Origin of the sequence: Streptomyces vilmorinianum, from assembly GCF_005517195.1 — a bacterium.
Classification (GTDB): domain Bacteria; phylum Actinomycetota; class Actinomycetes; order Streptomycetales; family Streptomycetaceae; genus Streptomyces; species Streptomyces vilmorinianum.
In genome coordinates this window covers 5,110,898-5,135,462 of the sequence record NZ_CP040244.1, presented here as the reverse complement: position 1 = coordinate 5,135,462, position 24,565 = coordinate 5,110,898, and the positions used below count along the sequence as shown (strand labels likewise).

General features: G+C 71.6%; 25 protein-coding genes. 15 read left to right on the top strand and 10 right to left on the bottom strand.

Annotated features, from left to right (window positions below):
- Positions 1 to 77: 77 nt before the first annotated feature.
- Positions 78 to 1,769, bottom strand: coding sequence for a PucR family transcriptional regulator (locus tag FDM97_RS23940; protein WP_137992547.1), 1,692 nt, complete (start codon positions 1,767 to 1,769; stop codon positions 78 to 80).
- A 367-nt stretch (positions 1,770 to 2,136) separates the two neighbouring features.
- On the opposite strand from FDM97_RS23940, the gene FDM97_RS23930 reads away from it, so the two are divergent.
- The 6 genes from FDM97_RS23930 (at position 2,137) to FDM97_RS23905 (ending at position 10,221) form a co-directional block, all read left to right on the top strand.
- Positions 2,137 to 3,027 (top strand): FAD binding domain-containing protein, encoded by an 891-nt coding sequence (locus FDM97_RS23930; protein WP_137992545.1) that lies wholly within the window; start codon positions 2,137 to 2,139, stop codon positions 3,025 to 3,027.
- Positions 3,028 to 3,029: 2 nt separating this feature from the next.
- Positions 3,030 to 3,638, top strand: coding sequence for a (2Fe-2S)-binding protein (locus FDM97_RS23925; RefSeq protein ID WP_137992544.1), 609 nt, complete (start codon positions 3,030 to 3,032; stop codon positions 3,636 to 3,638).
- 2 nt (positions 3,639 to 3,640) lie between these two features.
- Entirely contained in the window at positions 3,641 to 6,040 is a 2,400-nt protein-coding gene (locus FDM97_RS23920) for a xanthine dehydrogenase family protein molybdopterin-binding subunit (protein ID WP_137992543.1), read from the top strand.
- A gap of 227 nt (positions 6,041 to 6,267) precedes the next feature.
- Positions 6,268 to 7,743 carry an NCS2 family permease gene (locus tag FDM97_RS23915; RefSeq protein WP_137992542.1) on the top strand — a complete coding sequence of 492 codons (1,476 nt, stop codon included), beginning with the start codon at positions 6,268 to 6,270 and terminating at the stop codon, positions 7,741 to 7,743.
- A 42-nt stretch (positions 7,744 to 7,785) separates the two neighbouring features.
- Positions 7,786 to 8,922 (top strand): XdhC family protein, encoded by a 1,137-nt coding sequence (locus FDM97_RS23910; protein ID WP_137992541.1) that lies wholly within the window; start codon positions 7,786 to 7,788, stop codon positions 8,920 to 8,922.
- Positions 8,923 to 9,030: 108 nt separating this feature from the next.
- Positions 9,031 to 10,221, top strand: a complete 1,191-nt coding sequence (locus tag FDM97_RS23905; protein ID WP_137992540.1) for a glycoside hydrolase family 6 protein — start codon at positions 9,031 to 9,033, stop codon at positions 10,219 to 10,221.
- 48 nt (positions 10,222 to 10,269) lie between these two features.
- Here the strand turns inward: FDM97_RS23905 and FDM97_RS23900 are convergent, their stop codons facing one another.
- From FDM97_RS23900 to FDM97_RS23890, 3 genes are all read right to left on the bottom strand, one after another.
- On the bottom strand, positions 10,270 to 10,515 hold the full coding sequence (locus tag FDM97_RS23900; RefSeq protein WP_254705738.1) for a hypothetical protein: 246 nt from the start codon (positions 10,513 to 10,515) through the stop codon (positions 10,270 to 10,272).
- Positions 10,512 to 11,147: a TNT domain-containing protein gene (locus FDM97_RS23895; RefSeq protein WP_137994996.1), complete on the bottom strand. Its 636-nt coding sequence runs from the start codon at positions 11,145 to 11,147 to the stop codon at positions 10,512 to 10,514. The genes FDM97_RS23900 and FDM97_RS23895 overlap by 4 nt, the downstream gene beginning before the upstream one ends.
- A gap of 145 nt (positions 11,148 to 11,292) precedes the next feature.
- The gene (locus FDM97_RS23890; RefSeq protein ID WP_137992539.1) at positions 11,293 to 11,898 is read right to left on the bottom strand and encodes a TetR/AcrR family transcriptional regulator; all 606 of its coding nucleotides are present in this window, start codon (positions 11,896 to 11,898) and stop codon (positions 11,293 to 11,295) included.
- A 124-nt stretch (positions 11,899 to 12,022) separates the two neighbouring features.
- Here FDM97_RS23890 and FDM97_RS23885 point away from each other — a divergent pair, with 124 nt between their 5' ends.
- The 5 genes from FDM97_RS23885 (at position 12,023) to FDM97_RS23865 (ending at position 15,843) form a co-directional block, all read left to right on the top strand.
- Entirely contained in the window at positions 12,023 to 13,177 is a 1,155-nt protein-coding gene (locus tag FDM97_RS23885; protein ID WP_137992538.1) for an acyl-CoA dehydrogenase family protein, read from the top strand.
- A gap of 83 nt (positions 13,178 to 13,260) precedes the next feature.
- Positions 13,261 to 13,665 carry a hypothetical protein gene (locus FDM97_RS23880; protein ID WP_137992537.1) on the top strand — a complete coding sequence of 135 codons (405 nt, stop codon included), beginning with the start codon at positions 13,261 to 13,263 and terminating at the stop codon, positions 13,663 to 13,665.
- A gap of 84 nt (positions 13,666 to 13,749) precedes the next feature.
- Positions 13,750 to 14,511, top strand: a complete 762-nt coding sequence (locus FDM97_RS23875) for an SDR family NAD(P)-dependent oxidoreductase (protein ID WP_137992536.1) — start codon at positions 13,750 to 13,752, stop codon at positions 14,509 to 14,511.
- An 87-nt stretch (positions 14,512 to 14,598) separates the two neighbouring features.
- Complete coding sequence (locus tag FDM97_RS23870) at positions 14,599 to 15,318, top strand: TetR/AcrR family transcriptional regulator (protein ID WP_137992535.1); 720 nt, start codon at positions 14,599 to 14,601, stop codon at positions 15,316 to 15,318.
- A 120-nt stretch (positions 15,319 to 15,438) separates the two neighbouring features.
- Positions 15,439 to 15,843, top strand: a complete 405-nt coding sequence (locus FDM97_RS23865; RefSeq protein ID WP_137992534.1) for a PhlB family protein — start codon at positions 15,439 to 15,441, stop codon at positions 15,841 to 15,843.
- 81 nt (positions 15,844 to 15,924) lie between these two features.
- Here the strand turns inward: FDM97_RS23865 and FDM97_RS23860 are convergent, their stop codons facing one another.
- From FDM97_RS23860 to FDM97_RS23850, 3 genes are read right to left on the bottom strand one after another with little or no spacing between them, the layout of a single operon-like run.
- Entirely contained in the window at positions 15,925 to 16,881 is a 957-nt protein-coding gene (locus FDM97_RS23860) for an electron transfer flavoprotein subunit alpha/FixB family protein (RefSeq protein WP_137992533.1), read from the bottom strand.
- A gap of 33 nt (positions 16,882 to 16,914) precedes the next feature.
- A complete protein-coding gene (locus FDM97_RS23855; protein ID WP_137992532.1) occupies positions 16,915 to 17,700 on the bottom strand; it encodes an electron transfer flavoprotein subunit beta/FixA family protein in 786 nt (261 codons plus the stop codon).
- 28 nt (positions 17,701 to 17,728) lie between these two features.
- Entirely contained in the window at positions 17,729 to 18,880 is a 1,152-nt protein-coding gene (locus tag FDM97_RS23850) for an acyl-CoA dehydrogenase family protein (RefSeq protein ID WP_137992531.1), read from the bottom strand.
- 88 nt (positions 18,881 to 18,968) lie between these two features.
- On the opposite strand from FDM97_RS23850, the gene FDM97_RS23845 reads away from it, so the two are divergent.
- Complete coding sequence (locus FDM97_RS23845; protein WP_349775391.1) at positions 18,969 to 19,712, top strand: hypothetical protein; 744 nt, start codon at positions 18,969 to 18,971, stop codon at positions 19,710 to 19,712.
- Between the two features lie 3 nt (positions 19,713 to 19,715).
- Here FDM97_RS23845 and FDM97_RS23840 read toward each other — a convergent pair whose 3' ends face one another.
- Positions 19,716 to 20,138 carry an arsenate reductase ArsC gene (locus FDM97_RS23840; RefSeq protein ID WP_137992530.1) on the bottom strand — a complete coding sequence of 141 codons (423 nt, stop codon included), beginning with the start codon at positions 20,136 to 20,138 and terminating at the stop codon, positions 19,716 to 19,718.
- Positions 20,139 to 20,235: 97 nt separating this feature from the next.
- Between FDM97_RS23840 and FDM97_RS23835 the strand changes: the two genes are divergently transcribed.
- From FDM97_RS23835 to FDM97_RS23825, 3 genes are all read left to right on the top strand, one after another.
- Entirely contained in the window at positions 20,236 to 20,550 is a 315-nt protein-coding gene (locus FDM97_RS23835) for an ArsR/SmtB family transcription factor (RefSeq protein ID WP_137992529.1), read from the top strand.
- An 85-nt stretch (positions 20,551 to 20,635) separates the two neighbouring features.
- Positions 20,636 to 21,391, top strand: coding sequence for an aquaporin (locus FDM97_RS23830; RefSeq protein WP_137992528.1), 756 nt, complete (start codon positions 20,636 to 20,638; stop codon positions 21,389 to 21,391).
- A complete protein-coding gene (locus FDM97_RS23825) occupies positions 21,388 to 22,452 on the top strand; it encodes an ArsO family NAD(P)H-dependent flavin-containing monooxygenase (protein ID WP_137992527.1) in 1,065 nt (354 codons plus the stop codon). Before FDM97_RS23830 ends, FDM97_RS23825 begins: the two co-directional genes overlap by 4 nt.
- A 9-nt stretch (positions 22,453 to 22,461) precedes the next feature.
- Here FDM97_RS23825 and FDM97_RS23820 read toward each other — a convergent pair whose 3' ends face one another.
- Positions 22,462 to 23,391, bottom strand: a complete 930-nt coding sequence (locus FDM97_RS23820; RefSeq protein WP_137992526.1) for an LLM class flavin-dependent oxidoreductase — start codon at positions 23,389 to 23,391, stop codon at positions 22,462 to 22,464.
- Positions 23,392 to 23,433: 42 nt separating this feature from the next.
- Complete coding sequence (locus FDM97_RS23815; protein WP_137992525.1) at positions 23,434 to 24,531, bottom strand: NAD(P)/FAD-dependent oxidoreductase; 1,098 nt, start codon at positions 24,529 to 24,531, stop codon at positions 23,434 to 23,436.
- Positions 24,532 to 24,565 lie beyond the last annotated feature (34 nt).

Genomic DNA, 24,565 nt, shown 5'->3' with positions numbered 1-24,565 from the left:
AGTGCATTGCGTCTACGCCGGTGCAGACGCGGCCCCGGCCGCGGATTCGGCGGCCGGGTTACGTCGAACGGGTGAACTCACGACATGCGCAGGGCCAGGAAGAAGTCCAGCTTGTCCTCCAGACGCGACAGGTCCCTGCCCGTCAGTTGCTCGATCCGGCCCACCCGGTAGCGCAGGGTGTTCACATGCAGGTGCAGTCGGGTCGCGCAGCGGGTCCAGGAGCCGTCGCAGTCCAGGAAGGCCTCCAGCGTGGGGATGAGCTCGGCGCGGTGGCGGCGGTCGTAGTCCCGCAGCGGGTCGAGGAGCCGGGCGGTGAAGGCGCGGCGGACGTCGTCCGGGACGAACGGGAGGAGCAGGACGTGGGAGGCGAGCTCGTGGTGGCCGGCGGCGCAGACGCGGCCGGGGCGGGCGGCGGCGACGCGACGGGCGTGGCGGGCCTCCTCCAGGGCGCCGCGCAGGCCTTCCGCGGAGTGGACGGCCGCGCTGACGCCGAGGGTCAGGCGCCCGTCACCGTCGAGACCGGCCGACAGGGGCTCCCGTACGGTCGCGAGCAGCACGTCGGCGTGCAGGCCGATGCCGCCGGTGCCCTCGTCCTCGCTGTCCGGCAGCGGCCCCGCGGGCAGCGGGACCAGGGCGATGGCCTCGTCGCCGTGATGGGCGACGGCGATGCGGTCGGCGGAGTCGGCGCCCACGGTCGCGGGGTCCACCAGGACCTCCTCGAGCAGCGCCTGGGCGACGGGGCCGGTCTCCACCGTGCCCGCGCCGCCCTCCGGATCCCACTCGACCCGGGCGACGACGACCTGCCAGTGCGGCGCGGTCCCGAGACCGGGCAGCAGGACCGGGGCGGCCACCCGCAGGCGGGCGGCGATCTCGGCCGGGGCGGCGCCTGTCTGGACCAGTTCCAGGACTTCCTGGGCGAGCCGGCGCCGTACCGTGCGCGCCGCGTCCCGCCGGTCCCGCTCCACGGCGATCAGCTGGGTGACGCCCTGGAGCAGGTCGAGCCGGGCGGCGGGCCAGTCGCCCGCGTCCGCCTCGACGGCGAGCAGCCAGTCGGACAGGACGGTCTCCCGTACGTCCCGGGCGGCGGGCGGGGCGCCGCGCCCGGTGTTGCGGATCGGGAAGAGGGAGTACGTGCTTCCGGCGGCGCTCACCCGGTGGGGGCCGCGCCGTCCGGTCCGGGTGGCGGCGAGGTGCTCGCCGGCCAGGGTCGCGGCGAGACCGGCGTCCAGCGGCTCCCCTGCGCCCGCGATCTGGCGGCCGGTGGGGGAGAGGACCCAGGCCCGGAGGTCCAGGTCGGAGCCCAGGAGGTCGAGGACGACCTCGGGGCCACCTCCGGCGGGGCCGGAGGTCATCAGCCTTCTGTGGCGATCGACGACCGCCGCCAGGTCGCCCGCCCGCTCGCCGGAGACCTGTCGAACAACGTGCTCGGTGATCGTCGCGAACGCAACGGACTCGTTGACGGCGAACAGCGGCAGCCGATGGCGCAAACACGCCTGCACGAGATCGTCCGGGATGTCTCCGAGTTCCGCCTCGCCGGCGGCCAGGGCCGCCACCCCGGCGGAGGCCAGGATCCGGACGAACGGCTCCGCGTCCTCGGGCTCCCGCAGCCAGGCGAGTCCGGTGAGGACCAGCTCGCCACCGGAGAGATACCGGCTGGGATCCTTGAGGTCCGTCGTCATCACGCCGCGGACGGTGCGGTCCAGCTCGTCCTCACCACCGAGCAGGCGCAGCCCCAGCGCGTCGGTTTCCAGCAGTGCGCGCAGCCGCATCTCGTCGCCGCCGTTCCTTCTCGTCCGTCACTCGTCTGTCACTCTCGGCGGCGCTCGCCCGCGCCGCCTCCCCAGACCCCGGCAGCTTCGGAAACTGTCGCGATGTCGTCGGTGGCGTGGTGCCACCGTTTCCAGGGGAAAACGGCGAGGTTACTGAGGCCCGCCTTTCGTTCGAATCTACAAGACGAACATGGTCACCAGCCAACTCCTTCATGTTTTCGGTGACTGCACCCCGGCGGGCGGGGCTTGTGTACTAGGCCACACATCGCGTTAACAGCACGTGAACACACTCGAAGTCGAGGGCCGACCGTCCCCCCGGGCCCGACGAACGACCCCCGATCACTAGAAGCACTAGAAGAGAGCCACCATGGACTTCCTTCGCCCCGCCAGCTGGGAGGAGGCGCTCGCCGCCAAGGCCGAGCACCCCACGGCCGTGCCCATCGCCGGTGGTACCGACATCATGGTCGAGATCAACTTCGACCACCGGCGTCCCGAGTACCTCCTGGACCTCAACCGGATCGAGCTGCTGCGCGAGTGGGAGGTCGGCGAGGAGAACGTCCGCCTCGGCGCCTCCGTCCCGTACACGCAGATCATGGAGAACCTGCGCGAGGAACTGCCGGGTCTGGCGCTCGCCTCCCACACGGTCGCCTCCCCGCAGATCCGCAACCGCGGCGGTGTCGGCGGCAACCTGGGCACCGCGTCCCCGGCCGGTGACGCCCACCCCGCGCTGCTCGCGGCGGGCGCCGAGGTCGAGGTGGAGTCGGTGCGCGGCACCCGGTTCATCCCGATCGACGAGTTCTACAAGGGCGTGAAGCGCAACGCGCTGGAGCCCGACGAGCTCATCAAGACCGTCCACATCCAGAAGGCGGACGGGCCCCAGCAGTACTCCAAGGTCGGTACGCGCAACGCGATGGTCATCGCCGTCTGCGCCTTCGGCCTCGCGCTCCACCCGGAGACCCGGACCGTGCGGACCGGCATCGGCTCGGCCGCGCCGACCCCGGTGCGGGCGACGGCCGCCGAGGAGTTCCTGAACGCGGCCCTCGAAGAGGGCGGCTTCTGGGACAACGGCAAGATCATCACTCCCTCGATCGCCAAGCAGTTCGCGGAGCTCGTCTCCGGCGCCTGCAACCCGATCGACGACGTCCGAGGCACCGCCAAGTACCGGCGGCACGCGGTCGGCATCATGGCCCGCCGCCAGCTCGGCTGGACCTGGGAGCAGTACCGCGGCAGCGGCCGCACGCTTGAGGGAGCTGCATAACCATGCGCGTGAATTTCACGGTCAACGGTCGTCCGCAGGAAGCCGACGACGTCTGGGAGGGCGAGTCCCTTCTCTACGTTCTGCGTGAGCGCCTGGGTCTGCCCGGCTCCAAGAACGCCTGCGAGCAGGGCGAGTGCGGTTCCTGCACCGTCCGTCTCGACGGGGTGCCGGTCTGCTCGTGTCTGGTCGCCGCCGGCCAGGTCGAGGGCCGCGAGGTCGTCACCGTCGAGGGCCTGGCGGAGTACGCCAAGCAGCGTGAGGAAGCCCATCGGGAAGGAGGTGCCTGCGCCTCCGGCGCCTGCGGCACCTCGCTCGACGAGGCCAAGAGGTGGGAGGCCAAGCCCGGTCAGGACTCGCAGACCGGCGAGGGCGTCGAACTGTCCCCGATCCAGCAGGCGTTCATCGACGCCGGCGCCGTGCAGTGCGGTTTCTGCACCCCCGGTCTGCTGGTCGCGGCCGACGAGATGCTGGAGAGCAACCCGTCCCCGACGGACGCGGACATCCGCGAGGCGCTCTCCGGCAACCTCTGTCGCTGCACCGGTTACGAGAAGATCCTCGACGCGGTCCGCCTCGCGGCCGCTCGCCAGGAGCGTCAGGGAGAGGCGGTCTGACGATGGCTCAGAACACACGCACCGTACCGGCGGGCACGCCCACCGAGGTCACCCAGAACCACACCAAGGGCGGCGTCGGCGAGTCCACCCTCCGTCCGGACGGCACCCTGAAGGTCACCGGCGAGTTCGCCTACTCCTCGGACATGTGGCACGAGGACATGCTGTGGGGCCAGATCCTGCGGTCCACGGTCGCGCACGCCGAGATCGTGTCCATCGACACCTCCGAGGCGCTCGCGATGGACGGCGTCTACGCCGTCCTGACGCACGAGGACCTGCCGGCCGCGAAGAACTACGGCATGGAGTTCCAGGACACCCCGGTTCTCGCCTACGGCAAGGTCCGTCACCACGGTGAGCCGGTCGCCCTCGTGGCCGCCGACCACCCGGAGACCGCGCGCCGCGCCGCCGCGAAGATCAAGGTCGACTACCGGGAGCTGCCCCTCATCACCGATGAGGCCTCGGCGCTCGCCCCGGACGCGATCCTGGTCCACGAGAACCGCGACGACCACCACTCCGGTCACGTCCCGCACCCGAACATCGTGCACCGCCAGCCGATCATCCGCGGCAACGCCGCCGAGGCCGCCAAGCGCGCCGACGTCATCGTCAAGGGCGAGTACACCTTCGGCATGCAGGACCAGGCCTTCCTCGGCCCCGAGTCCGGCCTCGCGGTGCCGGCCGAGGACGGCGGCGTCGACCTGTACGTGGCCACCCAGTGGCTGCACTCGGACCTCAAGCAGATCGCGCCTTGCCTCGGCCTGCCCGAGGAGAAGGTGCGCATGACGATGGCCGGCGTCGGCGGCGCGTTCGGCGGTCGCGAGGACATCTCGATGCAGATCCTCGCCTCCGTGCTGGCGCTGCGCACGGGCAAGCCGGTGAAGATGGTCTACAACCGCTACGAGTCCTTCTTCGGGCACGTCCACCGCCACCCGGCGAAGCTCTACTACGAGCACGGCGCCACCAAGGACGGCAAGCTCACGCACCTGAAGTGCAAGATCGTGCTCGACGGCGGCGCCTACGCGTCGTCCACGGCCTCGGTCGTCGGCAACGCCGCGTCCCTCTCGGTCGGCCCGTACGTCGTCGAGGACGTCGAGATCGAGGCGATCGGCCTCTACAGCAACAACCCGCCCTGCGGCGCCATGCGCGGCTTCGGCGCGGTCCAGGCCTGCTTCGCGTACGAGGCCCAGATGGACAAGGTCGCGGCCAAGCTGGGCATGGACCCGGTGGAGTTCCGCCAGATCAACGCCATGGAGCAGGGCACGATCATGCCGACCGGCCAGCTCGTGGACTCGCCGGCCCCGGTCGCCGAGCTCCTTCGCCGGGTCAAGGCCCGCCCGATGCCGCCGGAGCAGCAGTGGCTCGCGGCCGGCGAGGCGGCGGACGTCCGCGCGCTGCCGGGCGGTCTGTCCAACACCACGCACGGCGAGGGCGTCGTCCGCGGTGTCGGCTACGCCGTCGGCATCAAGAACGTCGGCTTCTCCGAGGGCTTCGACGACTACTCGACCGCCAAGATCCGCATGGAGGTCATCAACGGCGAGCCCGTCGCCACGGTCCACACCGCCGCGGCGGAGGTCGGCCAGGGTGGTGTCACCATCCACGCGCAGATCGCCCGCACCGAGCTCGGCGTCCAGCAGGTCACCATCCACCCCGCCGACACCCAGGTGGGCTCGGCCGGTTCGACCTCCGCGGGCCGCCAGACGTACATGACCGGCGGCGCCATCAAGAACTCCTGCGAACTCGTCCGCGAGAAGGTCCTGGAGATCGGCCGGCGCAAGTTCGGCTCGTACCACCCGGCCTGGGCCAACGCCGAACTCCTCCTGGAGGGCGGCAAGGTCGTCACCGACGGCGGAGAGGTCCTCGCGACCCTCGTGGACGTCCTCGGGGACGAGGTCGTGCAGATCGAGGAGGAGTGGCGCCACCGCCCCACCGAGGCCTTCGACCTGGTCACCGGCCAGGGCAACGGCCACGTGCAGTACGCCTTCGCGGCGCACCGCGCGGTGGTGGAGGTCGACACCGAGCTCGGCCTCGTGAAGGTGATCGAGCTGGCCTGCGCCCAGGACGTCGGCAAGGCGGTCAACCCGCTCTCCGTCATCGGCCAGATCCAGGGTGGCACCACCCAGGGCCTGGGCGTCGCGGTGATGGAGGAGATCATCGTCGACCCGAAGACCGCGAAGGTGCGCAACCCCTCCTTCACGGACTACCTGATCCCGACCATCCTCGACACGCCGACCATCCCGGTCGACTATCTGGAGCTTGCCGACCCCAACGCGCCGTACGGCGTGCGGGGCATCGGCGAGGCCCCGACCCTGTCGTCGACCCCGGCCGTCCTCGCGGCGATCCGGAACGCGACGGGGCTGGAGCTCAACAAGACGCCGGTCCGCCCCGAAGCGCTCACCGGCACCTTGTAGGACTCTCCGGGCGGTACGTGCCTCCCAGGAACGTCACACTTCCCCCGCCCGTACCGCCCGGAGCAACCCCCAGCAGTACCCGGCACCACCAGCAGTACCGATTCACCCAGTTCGTCTCGGGCCGTCCCCCGGGTCGTGCAGCCCACGCAGCATCCCAAATCCCGCAGCTTGTCTGACCTTCGGAAAGTCTTATGCGGGTGCCCCTTTGAACCTTGGGAGTAGGCCCCATGACCCAGTCGTCAGTGGAGCCCAAGACCGCCTCGGAGGACGCGGGCTCCGGCTCCAACGTCCCCGCCGGCCGCTCTTGGCTCGACCGGTACTTTCACATCTCGGAGAGAGGATCCACCGTCGCGACGGAGATCCGCGGCGGCGTCACCACCTTCATGGCGATGGCGTACATTCTCCTGCTCAACCCTCTGATCCTCGGCGGCAAGGATGTGGACGGAAACGTCCTCAGCCAGCCCGCCCTCATCACGGCGACCGCTCTGGCCGCCGCCGTGACCACCCTGCTGATGGGCTTCTGGGGCAAGGTCCCCCTCGCCCTCGCAGCGGGGCTCAGCGTCTCCGGTGTGCTCTCCTCGCAGGTCGTCTCCGTCATGACCTGGCCGCAGGCCATGGCCATGTGTGTGGCCTATGGTGTGGTGATCTGCCTCCTGGTGGTCACCGGCCTGCGCGAGATGATCATGAACGCGATCCCGCTGGCGATCAAGCACGCGATCACGATCGGCATCGGCCTCTTCATCGCCATCATCGGCTTCGTCAAGGCCGGCTTCGTCCACGAGAACCCCGCTCCCGGCGGAGGCCCGGTCACCCTGGGCCCGCTCGGTGAGCTGCAGGGCTGGCCTGTCCTGATCTTCGCGGTGACCCTGCTGCTGATCTTCGCGCTGCAGGCCCGCAACATCCCCGGCGCCATCCTCATCGGCATCGTCGCCGGCACGGTCATCGCCATGATCGTCAACGCCGTCGCGGACATCCCCGCCAAGGGCGCGGGCGCCTGGTTCTCCGGAGCCCCCGAGCTCCAGGGCAGCGCTGTCTCCACCCCGGACTTCTCGCTCATCGGCGAAGTGTCCTTCAGCGGCTGGGGCGACGTCGGCTACATCACGATCACCATGATCGTCTTCACCCTGGTGCTCGCAGGCTTCTTCGACGCCATGGCCACCATCATCGGTGTCGGCTCCGAGGCCAACCTCGCGGACGACAAGGGCCGCATGCCGGGCCTGTCCAAGGCCCTGTTCATCGACGGCGCCGGCGGTGTCATCGGTGGTGGCGTCGGCGGCTCCGGCCAGACCGTCTTCGTCGAGTCGGCGACCGGCGTCGGCGAGGGTGCCCGTACGGGTCTGTCCTCCGTCGTCACCGGCGCGTTCTTCGCGGCCTGCCTCTTCTTCACCCCGCTCACCGCGATCGTGCCCGCCGAGGTCGCCTCCGCGGCCCTGGTCGTCATCGGCGCGATGATGATGCAGAACGCCAAGCACGTCGACTGGAGCGACCGCTCCGTGGCGATCCCGGTGTTCCTCACCGTGGTCCTGATGCCGTTCACGTACACCATCACCACGGGTGTCGCGGCCGGTGTCATCTCCTACGCCGTCATCAAGGTGGCGCAGGGCAAGGCACGCGAAGTGGGCGCCTTCATGTGGGGCCTGTGCGCGATCTTCGTCGTGTACTTCGCGATCCACCCGATCGAGAGCTGGCTCGGCGTTGGCTGACGCCTTACCGCCGCCCTTCACACACATATCGAGGAGTTCGAGATGCTGGACATCGCCGAAGAGCTGCACCGGTGGGTCGAGCAGGGACGCACCTTCGCCGTCGCCACCGTGGTGGCGGTCGGCGGGAGCGCGCCCCGGCAGCCTGGCGCCGCGCTCGCCGTCGACAGCGACGGCACGGCGATCGGCTCGGTCTCCGGCGGGTGTGTGGAGGGCGCGGTGTACGAGCTGTGCCAACAGGCCATCGAAGACGGCAAGACCGTCGTCGAGCGCTTCGGATACAGCGACGAGGACGCCTTCGCGGTGGGTCTGACCTGCGGCGGAGTCATCGACATCCTCGTCACGCCGGTACGCGGCGGGGTCTACCCCGCAGCCCTGGCGGCGGCGGCCGTCAGGGAGCCGGCGGCCCTGGCGCGGATCACCGAAGGACCCGAGGACCTGAGAGGGCGGGCGCTGCTCGTCCGCCCCGACGGTTCGTACGAGGGCGGCCTCGGCGGCCACCCCGAGCTGGACCGCACCGCCGCGGCCGAGGCCCGCGCGATGCTGGACGCGGGCCGCACCGGCACCGTGGAGATCGGCGAGGACGGCAGCCGCTGCGGACAGCCGCTCACCCTCCTGGTCGAGTCCTCCGTCCCCGCCCCCCGCATGATCGTCTTCGGCGCGATCGACTTCGCCTCGGCCCTCGTCCGGGTCGGCAAGTTCCTCGGCTACCACGTCACCGTGTGCGACGCCCGGCCGGTCTTCGCGACCGCCGCCCGCTTCCCGGAGGCCGACGAGATCGTCGTCGAATGGCCGCACCGCTACCTCGAGTCGACCGACGTCGACGGCCGCACGGTCCTGTGCGTGCTCACCCACGACGCCAAGTTCGACGTCCCGCTCCTCGAAACCGCACTGAAGCTGCCCGTCGCCTACGTCGGCGCGATGGGCTCCCGGCGCACCCACGAGGACCGCAACAAGCGCCTGCGCGAGGTCGGCGTCACCGAACTCGAACTCGCCCGCCTGCGCTCCCCGATCGGCCTCGACCTCGGCGCTCGCACCCCGGAGGAGACGGCCCTGTCCATCGCGGCCGAGATCGTCGCCAACCGCCGGGGCGGCTCCGGCGTGTCCCTGACGGGCGCTCACACCCCGATCCACCACGACGGCCCCCGCGCACCGGACGGACGGATAGGTTCCGTCGCCTGACGCACACGCGGACCAGCCTTTCGTGTCATTGACGTGTACGAGGCGGTCGGGCGACGCTCGCGGGAGCGCTCCCGTCGCGTGCCGGAGCGTGCCGAGAGGACGTCTCCCATGCACCACCGCTCCACCGCCGTGCCGTCCGCACGGGTCCTGGCCCTCGCCTCGCTCGCCCTCGCCCTGCTCGCCGCCGCGCTCCTGCCGGTGACGGCCGGGGGCGCACCGCCCGACCCCGTCCGCTTCCACACCCCCGCCGCCAACCCGGCCGCGCTCGCCCAGTACCACGAACTCCGCGCGCGAGGAGACGAGCGCACCGCCGCCGGACTGCTCGCCCTGGTCCGCACCCCGCACGCCGTCTGGCTCGGGGACGGGACACCCGCCGCCGTCGAACGTGCCGCGCGCCACGTGGTGGAGACCGCCACGCGGGAGGGGACCGTGCCCGTCCTCGTGCTCTACAACGTGCCGGGCCGTGACTGCTCGCAGTACTCCGCCGGCGGCGCGGCCACCGAAACCGGCTACGACACCTGGATCCGAGCCGTCGCCCGGGGCATCGGCGGCCACCGCGCGCTCGTCGTCCTGGAACCGGACGGCATCGCCCTGCTGCCCTCGGACTGCGGCCAGGACGACAGCCGGGGGACGCGAACAGCCGCCCGCTACGCGGCGGTCGGTCGCGCCGTCGACACCCTCGAACCGCTCGCCGGCACCACGGTCTACATCGACGCGGGACACCCCGGCTGGCACGCCGTCGGCACCCTCGTGCCCCGGCTGCTCAAGGCCGGCGTCGGCCGCGCGACCGGGTTCGCGGTCAACGTCTCCCACTACCACTCCGACGAGGACACCGCCTGGTACGGCACCCTCGTCTCCGGCTGTCTCGCCCACGCCTCCAAGGCGGGCGACCCCGCCGACTGCCCCGGCCCGAGCCGGAGCCGCGCCGAGGCCCGCGCCTGGCTGGCCACCCACGCCGGAGCCCCGGCGGCCGGCCGCGCTCACTTCGTCACCGACACCGGCCGCGCGGGCCGGGGGCCCTGGACCCCGAAGCCCGGCGCCCACCCCGACCCGCAGGAGTGGTGCAACCCGCCCGGCCGCGGACTCGGACCCCGGCCGACGGCCGCGACCGGCGATCCGCTCCACGACGCCCGGCTGTGGATCAAGACGCCAGGGGAGTCCGACGGCCGCTGTCTGCGCGGTACGGCCGGTCCGAAGGACCCCGAGCGCGGGACGGTCGACCCGAAGGCGGGCGACTGGTTCCCGGGGCAGGCCCTCGAACTCGTACGCCTCGCCGACCCGCCGATCCTGCCGGACTAGGGCCTGTCTCTTGGGCCTTGCCGAGCTCGCGCCGCCTGGGGAACGGCCCTAGCGGCCGATCAGCGTACGGAGGTGGGCGCACGCCGCCGCCTCCGTGGCGTGCGTGGCGACCGGCTCGTACGCGCCCCGCTCGTACACGCCCACCTCCCAGCGGCCGCCCTCAAGCGACCGCAGATAGACGAAGTCCGGCGGGGTGGGCGCCGGTTCGTGGGCGCCCTCGATCCAGTAGTGCTCGGCGGGTACTCCGGCCTCCTGGAGTGCCCGCGCGAGGTTCTGCCGGTCCGTCACGGTCACGCGGTGACGCGCTCCAGATAGCCGTGGTCCAGCAGCCACTTCACGTTCAGCCGCTGCCCGTCCCCCGGGTTCAGGAACGCCGGGTCCAGCTTGATCTGGCGGCCGCCGCCCGGCTGCTCGAACCAGGGCGCGATCCCGCCCTCCCAGACGGTGAACGACTTGGTCACCTCGTACAGGTGGTAGTCGCACGGGAAGGCCGCGTCACGGGTGTTCAGGTTCTGCGGGGGCAGCGCGCGCTTGGCGTACAGGTCGCCGGCCGGGGCGAGGTAGGAGCCGTACTCCGAGCCGAAGCGGTCCAGGCGCTCGCCCTCCTCCAGGGTGTCCGGTGCCTTGTCGATCTCGCCGTTGACCTCGGCGAAGCCGTCGTTCGGCGGGTACTTCCAGCCGCCGGTGTCGGCCGGGCCCTCCCAGTACTTCTTGAGGAAGTCCGCCGAGGAGAGCTTCCCGGTGCGGTGGTAGTGGCGCAGCAGCGGACCCACCGGCTCCTGCTTCTTCTTCGGCAGGTACTTCGGGCCGAGGCGCTTGTCGCCCTCGAACTCGCCGGAGCACGGCGCCGGCGGCACGGCCTTGATCTGTTCCGCGGGCGCGGCCTGCGCGGCGGGGGCGGTGGCCAGCGCGGCGGTGACGCCCATCGCGGCGAGTACGGCACGGATCCTCAGGTCGGTACGGCTGCGCTCCACGCGAAGAACTCCCTGTGTCGTGGCGAATCGATGCGCCGCACACAGTAGTGGATCAGCTGCGAAGGGTGACGGACGGGTGGCCGGTATCGGCCATGCCTCAGTTCCTGCGCAGGCCGTTCAGGAGCAGCTCCGCGAGCTGCCCGTACGCCTCCGCGTCCGCGAGCCCGGTCGCCGCCGCGACCTGCCGCTGCTGGATGCGGACCATGACGGAGGCGATGACATCGGCCGCGAAGGTCACATGGACCTCCCGGAAGGCGCCCGCGCGCACGCCCTCCTCGATCAGCTGCTGCACCCGGCCCGCGGCCGCGCGCGTATTGCGCTCGTAGACCTCGGCTGCCGGTTCGAAGGCGGCCACGTCGTCGAAGAACTGCGGGGAGACCGGCGCCAGTTCCGCCGCGACCGCCCGCAGATACGCGGCCAGCCGCTCCGCGGGCTCGGGCTCCGCCGCGAGGACCGCCTCGACCCGGGTGGTGGCGCGCCGGAAGAAGTGGACGACGGCCGCGCGGACGAGCTGTTCCTTGCTGTCCGCCAGGCCGTAGAGCGTGCGCTTGGAGCAGCGCAGCCGGGCCGCGAGATCGTCCAGCGTCAGCTGGGCGAAGCCCTCGGCGACCAGGAGGGCCACCAGCTCCTCGAACAGGGCGGACCGGCGGGCGGCGCCGCGGCCCGTCAGCTTCGGAGCGCCGGCGGCTGAGGTCTCGATCACCCGAACAGTATGCCGGTCGACCCGTTCGGGGGGTTTCGGTGGCGCCCTTCTGCGTTACTCTAAACGGTACTGCCGTACCGCCTGCAGTACCGTTTGATCGGTGCTGAGTGTCACTGGAGTCGCCATGGATGTCGACCGCCTGCTTCCCACCCCCGAGGCAGCGGACCTCATCGCCCTCACCCGGGAGATCGCCGACAAGGAACTCTCTCCCCGCGTGGACGAGCACGAGGCCGCCGAGACGTACCCGGAAGGTCTGTTCACCACCCTCGGCGAGGCCGGGCTGCTCGGCCTCGCCTACCCCGAGGAGTACGGCGGCGGAGGCCAGCCGTACGAGGTGTATCTGCAGGTCCTGGAGGAGCTGGCGGCCCGCTGGGCGGCCGTGGCCGTCGCCACCAGCGTCCACACGCTCGCCTGCCACCCCCTGAACTCCTTCGGAACCCCCGAGCAGAAGGAACGCTGGCTCCCCGCGATGCTCGCCGGCGAGACCATCGGCGGCTACAGCCTCTCCGAGCCCCAGGCCGGCTCCGACGCCGCCGCGCTGAACTGCAAGGCCGAGCGCACCGAAGACGGCGCTGGTGGTACGGCGTATCGGGTCACCGGAAACAAGGCGTGGATCACCCACGGCGGCAAGGCCGGCTTCTACGCCCTCTTCGCCCGCACCGCCGCCGGCAGCCACGGCGTCTCCTGCTTCCTCGCCCCCGGCGCGACCGAGGGCCTCACCTTCGGCAAGCCCGAGCGCAAGATGGGCCTCCAGGCCGTCCCGACCACCTCCGCCCACTGGGACGGCGCCCTCCTGGAGGCCGACCGGCTCATCGGCGACGAGGGCCAGGGGCTCCAGATCGCGTTCAGCGCACTGGACTGCGGCCGCCTGGGCATCGCCGCCTGCGCCACGGGCCTGGCCCAGGCCGCCCTCGACGCCGCCGTCGAATACGCCAACGAGCGCACCACCTTCGGCCGGAGGATCGTCGACCACCAGGGTCTCGGCTTCCTCCTGGCCGACATGGCCGCCGCCGTCGACTCCGCGCGCGCCACCTACCTCGACGCGGCCCGCCGCCGCGACCTGGGCCGCCCCTTCAGCCGCCAGGCCAGCGCCGCGAAGCTGATCGCGACCGACGCCGCCATGAAGGTGACCACCGACGCCGTCCAGGTCCTCGGCGGGTACGGATACACCCGCGACTTCCCGGTCGAGCGCTATATGCGCGAGGCCAAGATCATGCAGATCTTCGAGGGCACCAACCAGATCCAGCGGCTCGTCATCAGCCGCGGGCTCGCCCGCTGAACCTCCCGGGTTGCCGGGCCGTGCCGGCGGGCGTAGTCCGGAAGGGGGGACCCGATCCGTCGTCTCAGGAGAGGAGCCCCATCATGCTCGGAGACCTGATCGGTGAGGAAACGGGAGAGGTCACGGGAATCCGGGTGCTGTCCACGGACGGTGGCCACGCGGTCCTTGAGGTGTCGATCCGCGCGAGCGGAACTCTTCTGGGCGTCGAGGGCACCACCATGGGCACGTACGAGTCGGTCATGCGTGCCGACGGCACCCTCTTCGGAGAAGGCCAGGGGGTCACCATGACCCGCGACGGCGAGTCCGTCACCTGGCACGGCTCCGGAATCGGGCATGTCACCGAGTCCGGCGGGGCCAGCTGGCGCGGCTCGATCTTCTGGGAGAGCGCCGCCGCGCGCTTCACCCGGCTCAACGGCACCGTCGGCGTGTTCGAGTTCGAGCAGGACGAAGGCGGGAAGTTCACGGACAAGGCCTACGAGTGGAAGTAGCGCCCAGGCCGGCCCTCGCCATCCATCCATCACCACACACCTACGGCGGCCCGTGACGGGCCGCCGGTTCGTACGAGGAGTTCCATGGACATCGCAGGTTCCGCCGCGCTCGTCACCGGTGCCGCTTCGGGGCTCGGTGCGGCCACCGCCGCAGCGCTCGCCGCGCAGGGCGCCACCGTGTACGGGCTCGACCTCGACAAGGCGGTCGCCGGGGCCGAGGCGCCCGCGGACGGGGTCACGCTGCTCCCGGCCGACGTCACCGACGAGGAGCAGGTGCGGGCGGCGCTCGGGCGGATCGCGGAGGACGGGGCCGAGCTGCGGCTCGCGGTCAACTGCGCTGGGATCGCGCCCTCCGCGCGGGTGCTCGGGCGCAAGGGACCGCACGACCTGGCACTCTTCAGGGCGGTCGTGGACGTCAACCTGGTCGGCACCTTCAACGTGATGCGGCTCGCCGCCGAGGCCATCGCCCGGCAGGAGCCGGACGAGAACGGGCAGCGTGGCCTGGTCGTCAACACGGCCTCGATCGCCGCCTTCGAGGGCCAGGTCGGACAGATCGCCTACGCCGCCTCCAAGGCCGGCGTCGCCGGGATGACCGTCACCGCCGCGCGGGACCTCGCCCAGTTCGGCATCCGGGTCGTCACCATCGCGCCCGGCATCGTCGACACCCCGATGATGGCCGGATTCAGCGAGGAGGTCCGGGCCGGGCTCGGCGCGAGCGTCACCTTCCCGCAGCGCCTGGCCCGCCCGGACGAGTACGCCCGGCTCGTCACCATGGTCGCCGAGCACGACTACCTCAACGGCGAGACGATCCGGATGGACGGCGCCCTGCGGATGGCCGCCCGCTGACCGCCGTAGGCCCCTGAGGGCACTTGGTGCCGGTCAAGCCCGGCACCAAGTGCCGCTTTCCCGTACCCCGGATGTTAGGTTCGGGCCATGGGAACAGCCTCGACGAACTCCGCGAAGCCCGCGATGCGGGACTCCCTCATCGCCGCGGCCTTCCAGCTCTTCCTGGAGCGCGGGTACGAACAGACGACGGTCGACGACATCGTCACGCTGGCCGGGGTCGGCCGGCGGTCCTTCTTCCGGTACTTCCCCTCCAAGGAGGACGTGGTCTTCCCCGACCACGAGCAGTGCCTGGCCGACATGACCGAGTTCCTCGCCGCGAGCGGGGACACCGACGACCCGCTGGTCAGGGTGTGCGGCGCCGCCCGCCTCGTCATGCGGATGTACGCCGAGAACCCCACCTTCTCCGTCCAGCGCTACCGCCTCACCCGCGAGGTGACGGGCCTGCGGACGTACGAACTGTCGGTCGTCTGGCGGTACGAGAAGACGCTCGGCGACTATCTGCGCACCCGCTTCGCCGACCGCCGCGACGGCACGCTGCGGGCCAACGTGGTCGCCGCCGCCGTGGTCGCCGCCCACAACCACGCCCTGCGCCACTGGCTGCGCTCCGGCGGCGAGGGCGACCCGCTGGCCGAGGTGGACCAGGCCCTGGAATTCGTCCAGAACACCTGGCAGGAGGGGCGCGAGGGGCCCGGTGCCGGCGGTGTCCAGGAGGACGCGGCCGAGGACGTCGTCGTGGTGATCACCAAGCGGTCCACGCCGATGTGGCGCGTGGTGCGCGAGGTGGAATCGAGCCTCGGCGAGAGCTGAGGGACCCTCGGGGATCTCAGTATCATCAATTCAGGGAACTGAGGTCTTTATTCTGTGGCACTCAGTGCCATATGTTGACTCCATGCACGGTCGAGCCGCCGAGTGCAAGGAGAAGGCATCGTGTTCCACACGGGATCGGGATCCACGGGACTGAGGATCGGGAGCGCCGCCGTCCGGACCGAGGAATCGGTCGCCGACGCCGAGCTCTACTACCAGCTCTGCCGCTGGTGCCACACCACGACTTTCCAGCGCCTGCTCTGTCCGACCTGCGGGTCGACCGACCTCGCGCCCGAACGCAGCGAGGGCGAGGGCGTGATCTCCGTACGCCGCGGGGTCGCCGCGGCCGACGCCGACCTCTGGCCGGTGTACATGGCCGAGGGCTTCGTCGTCCGGTGCCGGGTCGACGGCCCGCTCCACGCGGTGCGCCCCGGCGTACGGGTCAGGCTCGCCTCCCGCTCCACCGCCTCCGGCCGGCAGCCGGTCGTCCGGCTCTGCGAAGAGGTCCCCCTCGACGGCTGGATCTGACCGGGAGCCCGGAACGAGAAGAACCGGCCCGGTGGCACAGAGTGCCACCGGGCCGGTTCTTTTTCGGCGGGAGCCGGGCGGTCAGCGCGCGCCGATCTCGTCCGTCAGCTGCGGCAGGACCTCGAAGAGGTCACCGACCACGCCGTAGTCGACGAGGTCGAAGATCGGGGCCTCGGCGTCCTTGTTGACGGCCACGATCGTCTTCGAGGTCTGCATGCCCGCGCGGTGCTGGATCGCGCCGGAGATGCCCGCCGCGATGTACAGCTGCGGCGAGACCTGCTTGCCGGTCTGGCCGACCTGGTTGGAGTGCGGGTACCAGCCCGCGTCGACCGCGGCGCGCGAGGCGCCGACCGCCGCGCCGAGCGAGTCGGCGAGCTTCTCGACGACCTCGAAGCCCTCGGCCGCGCCGACACCGCGGCCGCCGGAGACCACGATCGCGGACTCGGTCAGCTCGGGGCGGCCGGTGGAGACCCGCGGGGTGCGCGAGACGACCTTGGCGGCGTTGCCCGTGAAGGCGACGGTGACATTCTCGACCGTACCGGCGGCCGGGGCGGCCTCCGGGGCGGCGGAGTTGGGCTTGACGGTGATGACCGGGACGCCCTGCGAGACCCGCGACTTCACCTGGTACGAGGCGGCGAAGACGGACTGGGTCGCGACGGGGCCCTCCTCGCCGGCCTCCAGCTCCACGGCGTCGGTGATGAGACCGGAGCCGAGGCGCAGCGCGACGCGCGCGGCGACCTCCTTGCCCTCGCCGGAGGAGGGCACCAGGACGGCGGCGACGCCCTTGTCCTTGGCGATCTGGGTGAGCGCGTCGACCTTCGGCACGACGAGCCGCTCGGCGAACTCGGCGCCGTCCGCGACGTACACGGTGGCCGCGCCGTACTCCCCGGCGGTGGCGGCGATCGACGCCGCGGCCTCACCGGCGCCGAGCACGACGGCCGTCGGCTCGCCGATCCGGCGGGCCAGGGTGAGCAGTTCGAGCGCCGGCTTGCGGACCGCACCGTCGGCGTGGTCCACGAGAACCAGGATCTCAGCCATGATTCCTTGCTCCTGAACGGTAGTGACGGTGGGTCAGATGAACTTCTGCGACGACAGGAACGTGGCGAGCTGCTTGCCGCCGTCGCCCTCGTCCGTGACGATCGTGCCCGCGGTACGGGCCGGGCGCGCGGCGGCCGACTCGACCAGCGTCCAGGACCCGGCCAGACCGACCTCGTCGGCGTCGATGCCGAGGTCGTCCAGGTCCAGCTCCTCGACCGGCTTCTTCTTGGCGGCCATGATCCCCTTGAAGGAGGGGTAACGGGCCTCGCCCGACTGGTCGGTGACCGAGACGACGGCCGGCAGCGGGGCCTCGAGCAGCTCGGTGGCGGCGTCGCCGTCCCGGCGGCCCTTCACCAGGCCGTCCTCCACCGAGATCTCGGAGAGCAGGGTGACCTGCGGCAGGCTCAGCCGCTCGGCGAGCAGCGCGGGCAGCACACCCATCGTGCCGTCGGTCGACGCCATGCCGCAGACGACCAGGTCGAAGCCGGTCTTCTCCAGCGCCTTGGCGAGGATCGCGGAGGTGCCGATGACGTCGGTGCCGTGGATGTCCTCGTCGTTGACGTGGACGGCCTTGTCGGCGCCCATGGACAGCGCCTTGCGCAGGGCGTCCTTGGCGTCGTCGGGGCCGACGGTGACGACGGTGACCTCGGCCTCGTCCGCCTCCTCGGCGATCTGCAGCGCCTGCTCGACGGCGTACTCGTCCAGCTCCGAGAGCAGGCCGTCGACCTCGTCGCGGTCGACGGTCAGGTCGTCGGCGAAACCGCGGTCGCCGGTCGCGTCGGGTACGTACTTCACACAGACAGCGATCCTCAGGGTCACGGCCTGGCTCCTTTCAAGTGACAGACGATTACGGGAGGTTGCGGGCCATGACGATGCGCTGGACCTGGTTGGTGCCTTCGTAGATCTGGGTGATCTTGGCGTCGCGCATCATGCGCTCGACGGGGTAGTCGCGGGTGTAGCCGTAGCCGCCCAGGAGCTGGACGGCGTCGGTGGTGACCTCCATGGCGACGTCGGAGGCGAAGCACTTGGCCGCGGCGCCGAAGAAGGTCAGGTCGCCGTCCACGCGCTCGGACTTGGCGGCGGCGGCGTAGGTGAGCTGGCGGGCGGCCTCGAGCTTCATGGCCATGTCGGCCAGCATGAACTGCACGCCCTGGAAGTCGGCGATCGGCTTGCCGAACTGCTTGCGCTCCTTGACGTAGCCCTTGGCGTAGTCCAGGGCGCCCTGGGCGATGCCGAGGGCCTGCGCGGCGATGGTGATACGGGTGTGGTCCAGGGTCTTCATCGCGGTGGCGAATCCGGTGCCCTCCGCGCCGATCATCCGGTCGGCCGGGATGCGCACGTTGTCGAGGTAGACCTCACGCGTCGGGGAGCCCTTGATGCCGAGCTTCTTCTCCGGCGCGCCGAAGGACACGCCCTCGTCGCCCTTCTCCACCACGAACGCGCTGATGCCCTTGGAGCGCTTGTCGGGGTCGGTGACGGCCATCACCGTGTAGAACTCCGACACACCGGCGTTGGTGATCCACCGCTTCACACCGTTGAGCACCCAGAAGTCGCCGTCGCGCACCGCGCGGGTCTTCATCCCGGCCGCGTCCGAACCGGCGTCCGGCTCCGACAGGCAGTACGAGAACATCGCCTCGCCCTTGGCCAGCGGGCCCAGGTACTTCTTCTTCAGCTCCTCCGAGCCGGACAGGATCACCGGCAGCGAGCCCAGCTTGTTCACGGCCGGGATCAGCGAGGACGAACCGCACGCGCGGGCGACCTCCTCGATCACGATCACCGTCGCCAGCGCGTCCGCGCCCGCACCGCCGTAGGACTCCGGCACGTGGACCGCGTGCAGATCGGCCGCGACCAGCGCGTCCAGCGCCTCCTGCGGGAAACGGGCCTCCTCGTCGACCGCCGCGGCGAACGGCGTGATCTTCGCCTCCGCCAGCGCACGGACCGTCTCCCGGAGCATCTCGTGCTCCTCGGACGGGCGATACAGGTCGAAGTCCTTGCCCATGATGGTGAGCTCCCCTAAGGCTTGTGGCACTGAGTACCCTCAGCAAAACACACTCAGTGCCACGGACGCCAGTGGCTAGGGTGACGCCATGCTCCAGATCCACGAGGTGGAGGCGGACGGGCCCGACGCCGCCGTCTGCGTCGTCCGCTGTGTCGGCGGCCTGGTCAGGACGGGCGACGGGTTCGAGGGCGGGGAGCTGGTCCTGGACCGGATCGAGCTGTACGGGCGCGAGGTGGGGGAGATCACTCCGCCCCTGGCGGCGAGGGTGCGCCTCTCCGGCGCGGCCGTCCGCGTGCTGCGGCCCCGGATCGTGATCGCCTCCGCCGGACCGCGGCGGTACGGGTACGTCGGCCCGCCGGAGATCCGTGCGGCGGTCACGGAGGGCAGCTCGGGCCGGGTGATGCGTACCCCTGAGGACTTCGCGGCGTGGGTCGCCGCCCGGACGGCCGGGGACCTCGACGAGCCGTTCACCTATGTCGTGGACGAGGACGGCTTCCTGCGGCTCGCGCCCCGCCGCAGCGAGCATGTCGCCTGCGCCGGGCGGGGCTGGGTGCGCGCGGCGGGGGAGATGGCCTTCGTCGAGGGGCCCGGCGGCTGGGAGGCCGCCGAGATCAGCAACCAGTCGACCGGCTACTGCCCGGACCCCGACTCCTGGGCCTCCGTCGCCGCCGCGCTCGCCCGCGCGGGTCTCGCCCACCCGGGACGGTTCACCCACGAGATCGTGTTCCGGCGCTGCGCGGGGTGCGCGGAGCTGAACCTCGTACGCGAGGGGGAGTACGTCTGCGCGCTCTGCGGGGCCGGGCTTCCTCGGGAGTGGAACCCCACGCCCTGAGGCTCAGGCCTGCCGCTGCTTCGCGTCGATCTCGGCGACGAGGCTCTCGATGAGGCCCTTGATCTCGTCGCGGATCGGGCGGACGGCCTCGACGCCCTGACCGGCCGGGTCCTCCAGGGCCCAGTCCAGGTACTTCTTGCCGGGGAAGATGGGGCAGGCGTCGCCGCAGCCCATGGTGATCACGTAGTCGGACGCCTGGACGGCCTCCGTCGTCAGCACCTTCGGCTTCTGGTCGGAGATGTCGATGCCCAGCTCGGCCATGGCGGCGACGGCGGAGGGGTTGACCTGGTCGCCGGGCAGGGAGCCCGCGGAGCGGACCTCGACGCGGTCACCGGCGAGGTGGCGCAGGAACCCGGCCGCCATCTGGGAACGGCCCGCGTTGTGGACACAGACGAACAGCACGGAGGCGGCAGGAGCGGAGGACATCGTTTCTTCCTTGGTGGGCGGGGACGGGGACTACGGGCCGGCCGACATGGTCAGCCCGGACTGGTGTCAGCCCCAGCTGATGTGACAGTATCAGCACATGATGACGTCAGTCGACACTGATCTGCTCCGGGTTCTGGCCGATCCGCTCAGGCTCCGGATCGTGACCCTCCTCGCCCGGGAGACCCTCTGCACCACCCACCTCGTGGAGGAGACGGGCGCCAAGCAGACCAACCTCTCCAACCACCTCAAGGTGCTGCGCGAGGCCGGCGTCGTGGAGACGGAGCCGTGCGGCAGATTCACTTACTACCGCCTGCGCCCGGACGTCATCGATGCCCTCGCCGGTCAGTTCGCCGACCTCGCGAAGACCGCGCGCGCCACCGCCGAAGCGAACCTCAAGCGGTCCTGCCCCTAGAGGGTGTCCGGCGGATCTTGGCCGGACACGCCCTGACCCTCCCGAGCCCGTCCGCTCTGCCTCACCTGCCCGAGGAGAACCTGTCTTGACCGCCATCGAGCACGCCGGCACGCCCATATCCGCCGACGCGCCGCAGCCCGCACCCGGCGCCACCCCACCCCGGACGCCGCTGGTCGCCCGCGCCGCCGCCGAGCTGATCGGGACCGCCGCCCTGGTCGCGGTCGTCGTCGGCTCCGGCATCCAGGCCACCCAGCTGACCGACGACGTGGCGCTGCAGCTGCTCGCCAACTCCACCGCCACCGTCTTCGGCCTCGGCGTCCTCATCGCCCTCCTGGGCCCGGTCTCCGGCGCCCACTTCAACCCGGCGGTCACCCTCGCCGAGTGGTGGACCGCCCGTCGCGGCGGCGCCGGTGTCGACACCCGCGAGGCCGCCGTGTACGTGCCGTCGCAGATCGCCGGAGCCATCGCGGGCGCGATCCTGGCGGACGCGATGTTCGGCGAACCGCTCGTGACGTGGTCCACCCACGACCGCTCCGCCGGGAACCTCCTCCTGGGCGAGGTCGTCGCCACCGCCGGACTGATCCTGCTGATCTTCGGCCTGGCCCGCACCGACCGGCTGCGCTTCGCACCCGTCGCGGTCGCCTCGTACATCGGCGCCGCCTACTGGTTCACCTCATCGACCTCCTTCGCCAACCCGGCCGTGACGATCGGCCGGGCCTTCACCGACACCTTCGCGGGGATCGCCCCCGGCTCCGTCCCGGCCTTCATCGGCATGCAGCTGGTCGGTGCCGTGGTGGGCCTGGCCCTGGTCGGGGTCGTCTTCATGCGACCCAAGGCATGACGGACCACAGCGACGTCGTGGTGATCGGCGGCGGCCAGTCCGGGCTCGCCGCCGCCTACCACCTGCGCCGCCTGGGCGTGGACTGCGTCGTCCTCGACGAGCAGGCCACGCCCGGCGGCGCCTGGCAGCACACCTGGGACTCCCTGCGCCTGTTCTCCCCGGCGGCCTTCTCCTCCCTGCCGGGCCGGCTCATGCCGCCGCAGCCGGGCGAGACCTACCCCGACGCCGCCCACGTCGTCTCGTACCTGGCCGACTACGAGAAGCGCTACGCGTTCGCCGTCCGGCGCGGGGTCCGCGTCGAGGGCGTCCACCGCGACGGCCCGCACCTGCGGGTCGAGACCGACTCCGGCGCCTGGCGGGCCCGCGCGGTGATCAGCGCCACCGGCTCCTGGACCCGGCCGTTCCTGCCCGCCGTGCCGGGCCGCCCCGACTACGCGGGCCGTCAGCTCCACACGGTCCGGTACCGCGGCCCCGCCGAGTTCGCCGGGCAACACGTGGTCGTGGTGGGCGGCGGCAACTCCGGTGCCCAGATCGCCGCCGACCTCGCGTACGACACCGAGCTCACCTGGGTGACACAGCGCCCGCCCCGCTACCTCGCCGACGACATCGACGGCCGCGCCCTCTTCGACGCGGCCACCGCCCGCCGCCGCGCCCTCGACGAGGGACGTACGGACACGGGCGGGGTCGCCTCGCTCGGCGACATCGTGGCCGTACCGCCCGTACGCGAGGCCCGTGACGCCGGACTGCTCACGGCGCGGCCGATGTTCACCCGCCTGACCCGTCGCGGTGCGGAGTGGGCGGACGGCACGACCGCCGAAGCGGACGCGGTCATCTGGTGCACGGGCTTCCGCCCCGCCCTCTCGCACCTGGCCCCGCTCGGCCTGCGCGGCCCGCGCGGCCACATCCCCACCACCGGCACCCGGGCCGTCGGCGAACCGCGCCTCCACCTCCTCGGGTACGGGGACTGGACGGGCCCCGCCTCCGCGACCCTCATCGGCGTCGGCCGCCCCGCCCGCGAGGCCGCCCGCGCGATCGCGGCGGACCTGCAGGCCGGAGCCTGAGGGCTCCGGTCAGCTCCCAGCGGCCGGTCGGGTCTCCTTGGCGACCGCCTCGCGCACGGCCGGGACGATCTCCCCGGCCCACCGGCCGAGGGAGGCGGAGTCCTGCGTGCCGCCACCGGGGGAGAAGAGGATGAAGCCCGAGGCCCCGTGGTCCAGTACGGCTCCGGTCAGTTCCTCGGCCCACTGGTCGACGGAGCCGCCGATCCAGCGGCCGTCGCCGTCGCGTGTGGCGGTCAGCGGACGGTCGGTGATGCGGCCGGGGAAGTTGAACACCGTGCGGATCTCGCGCGGATCACGGCCCGCGGCCGCCGCGGCCTCGTCGACGACCGGACGCGATGTGCGGTAGCGCTCGCTGAGCCAGTCCGCCGCGTGTCCGGGCAGCCACCCGTCGGCCACCCGGCCGGTGGCGGCCAGGGACTTCGGGCCGACCGACCCGGTCCAGACGGGGGGCGCGGCCACCGGAGCCGGCTCGATCTCGTTCACCTGGTAGTGGCGGCCCCGGAAGGTGACCGGAGGACCGCCCCCCGACAACTTCCTGACCAGGACGATCGCCTCCTCGAAGGCGTCGACGGCATCGCCGGGTGAGAGCCGCTCCACTCCCATGGCGGAGATCCGGTCCCACAGCCCGCCCGCCCCCATGCCGAGCACGACGCGGCCGCCGGAGAGCGCGGACAGGGACGTCACCGTCCGCGCCAGCAGGGGAGCGGGCCGGGTCGGCAGGTTGGTGACGTTGGCGAGGCCGGAGATGTGCCGCGTACGTCCGAGGACGAATCCGATGGACGCGTACGCGTCGAGCCGGCCACCGATGTAGGGGTGGTCCGACAGCGAGAAGAGGTCGAGCCCGTCACGGTCGGCCTGCTGGGCCAGGCGCAGCAGCTCCGGACCGTCGTCGATACCGCTGTGCGCGCCGAAGCCGAAGACGACTTCCTGTACGGACATGGTCCTGCCTTTCGTTCGCTGGTTGGCTGGTTCGCGGGTGGTTCAGCCGGCGGTGGGGCCGAACTGTTCGGTGAAGCGGGCGGTGAACAGATCGGCGCCCTTGTACGCCGAGACCGTGCCGGCCGGGACGACGGACGGGCCGTCGGGCGTGGGCAGTTGGCCGACGCCGCCCTGCGGTCCGAGCGGGAGAAGGATCACCGGATGGGGCAGGGGCCGGTAGGTGGCCGTGGGCGGCTCGCCGCGCAGTTGGGCGGTGATGTTCCGTGCCACGACCTCGGCGTGCTGCATCGCGTACCCGGCCATCTTGGCCTCGGCGACGTCGGTGATGTCGCCGATCGCGTAGACGTGCTCGTAGCCCTCGACGGCGAGGGTCTCGGTCACGGGGACCTGTCCCTCCGGTGTGCGCGTGGTGAGCCGGCCGTCGGCGAGGTAGTCGCTGTTGACGCGCACCCCGTGGGCGCGGAACCAGATGTCGGCGGTGATCTCCTCACCGCCGGTGGTGGTGACGGTGAAGGTCTCGGCCCGGCCCGGCTCGGTCGTCGGCGGCGCCGTCAGGCCGGTGCCCAGCCGCAGCCGGATGTCCTGCTCGTCGAGCTGCCGGTGCAGGTCCTCGCGCAGCTCCGGCTCGAAGCCGGACAGCAGCTCCTCGGCGGGGTCGACGACGGTCACCTGCTTGTGCGGCCAGACAGCCTTGATCTCCCCGGCCAGTTCCAGGCCGACCGGACCGGCGCCGACGATCAACACCCTTTCGGAGCCCAGCAGTTCCTTGTGGGTGCGGTGCAGTTCGTCCAGGGCCTCACTCATGGAGTCGGCGTCGGACTTGGCGGGGTAGGCGTAGCTGGAGCCGGAGGCCAGGACGAGGTAGTCCGCCTCGACACGCTCACCGGACGCCAGGGTGACACCGCCGGGGTCGACCGAGACCGCGCGCTCGCGCACCAGCGTGCCTCGGGTGAGCAGGGTCTCGAAGGGGAAGAACATGTTGCCCGCCCAGTCGGGCCGGGTCAGTGCCCGCAGCGAACCGGCCGCGTTGACGAACGCGTCCCGGGGATCGATGAGCACGATGTCGGCTTCGGGGCCCAGGGCCTTGGCCAGCGCCGACCCCCCATAACCGCCGCCGATGATCGCGACTGTACGACGCATGATGCACACTCCCACAGACGAAAGAGTTGAAGTT

Coding starts and splice junctions, on each gene's coding strand:
- FDM97_RS23910 (WP_137992541.1), top strand. CDS start 7,786: ATGCTGGACATCGCCGAAGAGCTGCACCGGTGGGTCGAGCAGGGACGC.
- FDM97_RS23885 (WP_137992538.1), top strand. CDS start 12,023: ATGGATGTCGACCGCCTGCTTCCCACCCCCGAGGCAGCGGACCTCATC.
- FDM97_RS23905 (WP_137992540.1), top strand. CDS start 9,031: ATGCACCACCGCTCCACCGCCGTGCCGTCCGCACGGGTCCTGGCCCTC.
- FDM97_RS23860 (WP_137992533.1), bottom strand. CDS start 16,881: ATGGCTGAGATCCTGGTTCTCGTGGACCACGCCGACGGTGCGGTCCGC.
- FDM97_RS23845 (WP_349775391.1), top strand. CDS start 18,969: ATGCTCCAGATCCACGAGGTGGAGGCGGACGGGCCCGACGCCGCCGTC.
- FDM97_RS23840 (WP_137992530.1), bottom strand. CDS start 20,138: ATGTCCTCCGCTCCTGCCGCCTCCGTGCTGTTCGTCTGTGTCCACAAC.
- FDM97_RS23940 (WP_137992547.1), bottom strand. CDS start 1,769: ATGCGGCTGCGCGCACTGCTGGAAACCGACGCGCTGGGGCTGCGCCTG.
- FDM97_RS23920 (WP_137992543.1), top strand. CDS start 3,641: ATGGCTCAGAACACACGCACCGTACCGGCGGGCACGCCCACCGAGGTC.
- FDM97_RS23930 (WP_137992545.1), top strand. CDS start 2,137: ATGGACTTCCTTCGCCCCGCCAGCTGGGAGGAGGCGCTCGCCGCCAAG.
- FDM97_RS23925 (WP_137992544.1), top strand. CDS start 3,030: ATGCGCGTGAATTTCACGGTCAACGGTCGTCCGCAGGAAGCCGACGAC.
- FDM97_RS23875 (WP_137992536.1), top strand. CDS start 13,750: ATGGACATCGCAGGTTCCGCCGCGCTCGTCACCGGTGCCGCTTCGGGG.
- FDM97_RS23915 (WP_137992542.1), top strand. CDS start 6,268: ATGACCCAGTCGTCAGTGGAGCCCAAGACCGCCTCGGAGGACGCGGGC.
- FDM97_RS23820 (WP_137992526.1), bottom strand. CDS start 23,391: ATGTCCGTACAGGAAGTCGTCTTCGGCTTCGGCGCGCACAGCGGTATC.
- FDM97_RS23880 (WP_137992537.1), top strand. CDS start 13,261: ATGCTCGGAGACCTGATCGGTGAGGAAACGGGAGAGGTCACGGGAATC.
- FDM97_RS23895 (WP_137994996.1), bottom strand. CDS start 11,147: ATGGGCGTCACCGCCGCGCTGGCCACCGCCCCCGCCGCGCAGGCCGCG.
- FDM97_RS23850 (WP_137992531.1), bottom strand. CDS start 18,880: ATGGGCAAGGACTTCGACCTGTATCGCCCGTCCGAGGAGCACGAGATG.
- FDM97_RS23870 (WP_137992535.1), top strand. CDS start 14,599: ATGGGAACAGCCTCGACGAACTCCGCGAAGCCCGCGATGCGGGACTCC.
- FDM97_RS23815 (WP_137992525.1), bottom strand. CDS start 24,531: ATGCGTCGTACAGTCGCGATCATCGGCGGCGGTTATGGGGGGTCGGCG.
- FDM97_RS23825 (WP_137992527.1), top strand. CDS start 21,388: ATGACGGACCACAGCGACGTCGTGGTGATCGGCGGCGGCCAGTCCGGG.
- FDM97_RS23835 (WP_137992529.1), top strand. CDS start 20,236: ATGATGACGTCAGTCGACACTGATCTGCTCCGGGTTCTGGCCGATCCG.